Source organism: Hydrocoleum sp. CS-953 (assembly GCF_002260545.1).
In the GTDB taxonomy this organism is placed as follows: Bacteria; Cyanobacteriota; Cyanobacteriia; order Cyanobacteriales; family Microcoleaceae; genus Trichodesmium.
This window is the reverse complement of the sequence record NZ_LGSU01000825.1, coordinates 1-4885: the sequence shown is the minus strand read 5'-3', so window position 1 is coordinate 4885 and position 4885 is coordinate 1. Positions and strand designations below refer to the sequence as shown.

The 4885-nt window shown below is 33.3% G+C and carries 5 protein-coding genes; all 5 read left to right on the top strand.

The window, feature by feature from the left end; genetic code table 11:
• Positions 1-99: 99 nt before the first annotated feature.
• On the top strand, positions 100-483 hold the full coding sequence (locus AFK68_RS10460; protein WP_094672653.1) for a hypothetical protein: 384 nt from the start codon (positions 100-102) through the stop codon (positions 481-483).
• Positions 484-557: 74 nt separating this feature from the next.
• Positions 558-1229, top strand: a complete 672-nt coding sequence (gene nfi / locus AFK68_RS10455; protein WP_094672651.1) for a deoxyribonuclease V — start codon at positions 558-560, stop codon at positions 1227-1229.
• Positions 1230-1910: 681 nt separating this feature from the next.
• Positions 1911-2489: a hypothetical protein gene (locus AFK68_RS10450; protein ID WP_094672650.1), complete on the top strand. Its 579-nt coding sequence runs from the start codon at positions 1911-1913 to the stop codon at positions 2487-2489.
• Between the two features lie 245 nt (positions 2490-2734).
• Positions 2735-3904, top strand: coding sequence for a glycosyltransferase (locus tag AFK68_RS10445; protein WP_371357318.1), 1170 nt, complete (start codon positions 2735-2737; stop codon positions 3902-3904).
• Positions 3905-4130: 226 nt separating this feature from the next.
• Positions 4131-4337 (top strand): element excision factor XisI family protein, encoded by a 207-nt coding sequence (locus AFK68_RS10440; RefSeq protein WP_371357317.1) that lies wholly within the window; start codon positions 4131-4133, stop codon positions 4335-4337.
• Positions 4338-4885 lie beyond the last annotated feature (548 nt).

The following is a 4885-nucleotide window of genomic DNA, read 5'->3' as shown; positions in this document are numbered from 1 at the left end:
AGGTAGAATTTACCAAAAATTCTATACTTTTCTGAAATCTGCTATAATTGAGAGATTTAAAATTTTGTTGAATAAAATAATTTAAGATTTTAAAAAATGATATTAGAAGAAATTTTTCCTTTTAGATTGGCCATAGATGCAACAGCGATCGCAGGTTCATCTTTGTGGTCTTTGGCCTTATATTGGGGTTTTTCCCCCCTGAGTGAGTGGGTGACGTTACAGCTTAACCGTTGGTTTAACTTTGCGGAAAGAGCGTTGTATACATCTGAGGAGGAATTTGAAAGAACGCGCAAAGCGAGAGAATCTCAAAATGCTTTTTATGCTTCTATCTTTAGTATTGTGCCTTTTTTAATTGTAGGAAGTTTATGCAATTGGGGTGTAGAATTTGGTTTAGGTAAAAGTTGGTCAATTAGTATTGGGATGATTACTTGTATAAGCTGTGGTGTTTATGAATTAGGAAGAAGAGATAGTCAATCTTCTTAAAGAAGGGAATAGGGAATAGGGAATAAGGAATAGGGAGTGTGGGGAGTAGGTAAATTATCAAGTTCTATAATGTTATGAAAATAGACCAAAAGTTTGATTTTCCGACTGATGTAGACAGGGCAATAAATATGCAAGAAAAACTCCGCCATAAAGTAATAGCTGAAGACCAATTTGGAGCTATTAAATATGTTGCTGGAGTTGATGTTGGTTATAGTAATGATGATAAGATTACTCAAGCAGCAGTAGCAGTTTTAAACTTTCCAGAATTGGAATTGAAAGAACAAGCGATCGCTCAACGTCCTACTTCTTTTCCTTATATTCCTGGTTTATTATCTTTTAGAGAAATACCTGCTATTTTAGATGCTTTAGAAAAGTTAAATATTATTCCCGACCTACTTCTTTGTGACGGTCAAGGATTAATTCATCCCCGTCGATTTGGTGTAGCTTGTCATTTAGGAGTTTTAGTTAATATTCCTAGTATTGGTGTAGCTAAATCTCACTATATTGGGAAACATGATGTTGTTGGTTTAGAAAAAGGTAATTGGCAACCATTAATAGATGAAGAAGAAGTTATTGGTGCAGTTCTCAGAAGTCGTACAGGAGTTAAACAAATTTATGTTTCAACTGGTCATAAAATTAGCTTAATAACTGCTATAAATTATGTCTTGAAATGTACTCCTAAATATCGGTTGCCAGAAACAACTCGTTGGGCGGATAAATTAGCTTCTAATATTTTGATTGAGTAAACTAGAAAGTTATCAATTATCAATTTACTTAGCTGTATACTAAGGAGAATAAAGTTGTATTTTCTCTAGATATCTCTAGATAAATATATTTTGAGCGCCTTTTCTTCAATAATTAACAATTAATAATTACCTATTCTGTAATAGAAGGATTGCCTAAAAGGAATTTTTTTCTTCTCTTGATTGATTGGATATGGCGTTTTCGGCGCTTGAGCCGAAACGCCATCCCATCCTAACGGAATTCTCCGCAAACAACCGCTTTTTTCTCCATGAATGGAGAGGCTTTATACCTTGATTTTTCGGTAAAATAAAAAATTTATCAAAATGATTGTATTGAAAAATTACAAATGAGCAAAAAATCAGGTTTCAAGCCTATCCTATTAGGGGATTAAAAAATAAACTTCAGTATTTCAAGCTTCCTATTTCAGCCAGAATTACTGATAACTCAATACGGTTTAGTTAAGACGAAAACTCATAAGTGGCGAAGCAAAATTAACTAACTAATTTTCTTCCCTGTGATTTTGACAATACAGGTTTTTCAGAGCTAGAGTATGTGTAATTAATTTTGCACAACTACTTAAGATATAGAACCATTAGATAGGGTTTTCAAACTACATAAATATAAATACAAAAAAAATCCTTAACTGAACTGTATTGAATGATAACTGATAACTGATAACTGAAATGACTTATTACACAGTTGAAGAATTACTATCAATGATTGATGAACCTAATGCTTCTAAATGTTTGCAACTTTTAGAAGAAAACCGACAACTTTTTCAGAGAGTTAGAGGTTCTACTCATAATCATCAAACATGGGTTGGTGGATATATCGATCATATTCAAGAAATTATGAATATTGCTGATAGTCTTTATCATCATTTTAACGAACTACGAACTTTGCCTTTTTCTCAGTCAGATGTTCTATTAGTAACATTTTTACATGATTTAGAAAAACCTTGGGCTTTTGAAAAAGATAATTCAGGGGAATGGGTAAGAGTTGAGTCTATGAGAACAAAAGAAGCACAACAAAATTTTCGGAAAATGAAGTTAAAAGAGTATGGAATTGAATTAACTTCTGAACAAGAAAATGGGATTAAATATATTGAAGGAGAACATCAAGACTATACAAATAAACGACGAGTAATGAGTCCTTTGGCAGCTTTTTGTCATTTGGCAGATGTTACTAGCGCTCGCCTTTGGTACGATCATCCTATAGCAAATAGTGACCCTTGGCAAGGCGCAAAACGGATTAGGAAATAATTACTAAAATTAATTATTAATAATTATTAATTACCTTTCATAATTTGTGAAAAAAACTGTAAGGGTTTGGTTGAAAAATACCTTTTTTATTGGGTACTGATAACTGATACAGCGCTACGCATTAAGGTTAGGAGATTTCTAAATCCTGTTTGCGCAGCATTCCGTAGGAAAACCCTTTATTAGCTACTCTTCCCTATTCCCTATTCCCTATTCCCTATTCCCTAGCGCGTAGCGCTATAACTGAAATGACTGTGGAAGTAAAATATGCTCTTGTTCACGAATGGTTAACTCCTAAAGCAACTGGTGGTTCAGAATTAGTTGTTCAAGAAATTCTCAAACATATTAATGCAGATTTATATGCTTTAATTGATTTTGAATCAAGCAACCCAGAAAGTTATCTTTATCAACGTAAAATAGGCAAAACATTTTTACAACATTTGCCTTTTGCTCGTAATGGAGTACAAAAATATTTACCTTTATTACCTATAGCAATTGAACAATTTGACTTACGAGAATATGATGTAATTCTCTCTTCTTCCCATGCAGTTGCTAAAGGTATTCTGACTACACCTTATCAACTACATATTTGCTATTGTCATACTCCTATGCGTTATGCTTGGGATTTAACTTTTGATTATCTAAATAGTAGTAAAGTTGGTAAAGGTATCCTTGGAATTTTTACTAGATATCTTTTACATAGACTGAGGGAATGGGATGTAATTTCTGCTAATCGAGTAGATTATTTTATTGCTAATTCTCGACATACTGCCCGTAGAATTTGGCGTTGTTATCGACGTAAAGCTGAGGTGATTTATCCGCCTGTAAATGTGGAAAAATTTCCTTTTAAATCTCAGAAACAAGATTTTTATCTAACAGTTTGTAGATTAGTGAGCTACAAAAAAATATCTTTAATTGTCAGAGCTTTTAATCAGTTAGGACGGGAATTAATAGTTATTGGCACTGGAAAAGAATTAGATAAATTACGTCAGCTTGCTAAGTCTAATGTCAAAATTATGGGTTGGCAACCTGAAGAAGTAGTCGCTCAATATATGTCAGAAGCAAAAGGTTTTATTTATGCTGCTTGTGAAGATTTTGGTATGGCTTTAGTAGAAGCTCAAGCTTGTGGAACTCCTGTTATTGCTTATGGTGTTGGTGGAGCTACTGAAACAGTTTTAGATATGAGAAAATATCCAGATTCGGCAACAGGTTTATTATTTCCTGAACAAACAGAAAAAGCTTTAGTTGAGGCGGTGGAAAAATTTGAAAATTATCAGGAATATTTTCAGCCAGAAATTATTAGAAAGCACACCGATAAATTTTCTCAAACAGTATTTCAAAAGCGGTATTTAAGTTTTGTGGAAAAGTGTTATGAGGCAAAAGGTAATGGGGAACGGACAAAAGATCTATTATTATAAGAATCAAATTCTATCAAATCCAGGTAATTACTATACCCAAGTCCGCAGCGACTTACACTCCGTGGAAGGAAGCAATCTCCTAAACGTCTGAAATTGCTCCCTATCGTCGCAATGACCACTGTTCAATTAGATAATTTTTGTAAAATAACTGTTTATTTACGAACCCAAAACGGAGGAAATTGTTCAATGGATAAGTATAGAAAATTATCGTTCCTGCATTGAAATTTTGTTAGAAAAGTATGCTCAATTTCAATCTGAAAATAAAGAGGTAGAAAATCAACTATTTTTTGACCGGATACGAAATCATTATCAACTTATGCGAGTAGGTTGGAAAAACTTAGAACGAATTTACTACACCGTTTTACATTTTGATCTTAAAGATGGAAAAATTTGGCTTCAGCAAAATGCAACTGAGAGTAATGTTGGTCAATAATTAATAGAAATGGGTGTTGCTAAAAGAGGATATTGTATTAGGTTGACATCCATCTTATAAGCGTCCTTATACAGGTTATGGTGTTGCTTAATCAGCTATCAGTTATCAGTTATCAGTCAGTATATAGCAATCCTAAATGGGTTGTAATTATCGTAGGGGTTTGGTCTCCAAACCAAGCGTATAAATGGGATTTTTCAAGCAAATCCATACAGCTTTCTCTCACAAATCATTTAGGATTACTATAGTTGAGTTTTGGTGATATTTTAGTAAGCATTCAGCATTCAGTAGTTGGCTATTACTTCATTCCCTTTTGAGTAGGAATTAGCATTGATATATTTCCGGAAAATTAATCAGTTATTAGTTATCAGTCGGTACAGTTTAGTTTTGGTAATGTTGCTGAATGCTAATAGCTAAATGCTTACATATTTTATTCAAACAAACTCTTTTCGGCTATGTTTTTAATTCCTTACGCTTTTCACTCATTACTCGGTCTTTCTTTTCTGGACCAGCTAATACCCGGTCAATAGCATCATTAACTTCGTCCATAG

What these genes read in the sequence shown, in the direction of transcription:
- AFK68_RS10450 (WP_094672650.1), top strand. Translation starts at nt 1,911, where the DNA reads ATGACTTATTACACAGTTGAAGAATTACTATCAATGATTGATGAACCT.
- AFK68_RS10445 (WP_371357318.1), top strand. Translation starts at nt 2,735, where the DNA reads ATGACTGTGGAAGTAAAATATGCTCTTGTTCACGAATGGTTAACTCCT.
- nfi (WP_094672651.1), top strand. Translation starts at nt 558, where the DNA reads ATGAAAATAGACCAAAAGTTTGATTTTCCGACTGATGTAGACAGGGCA.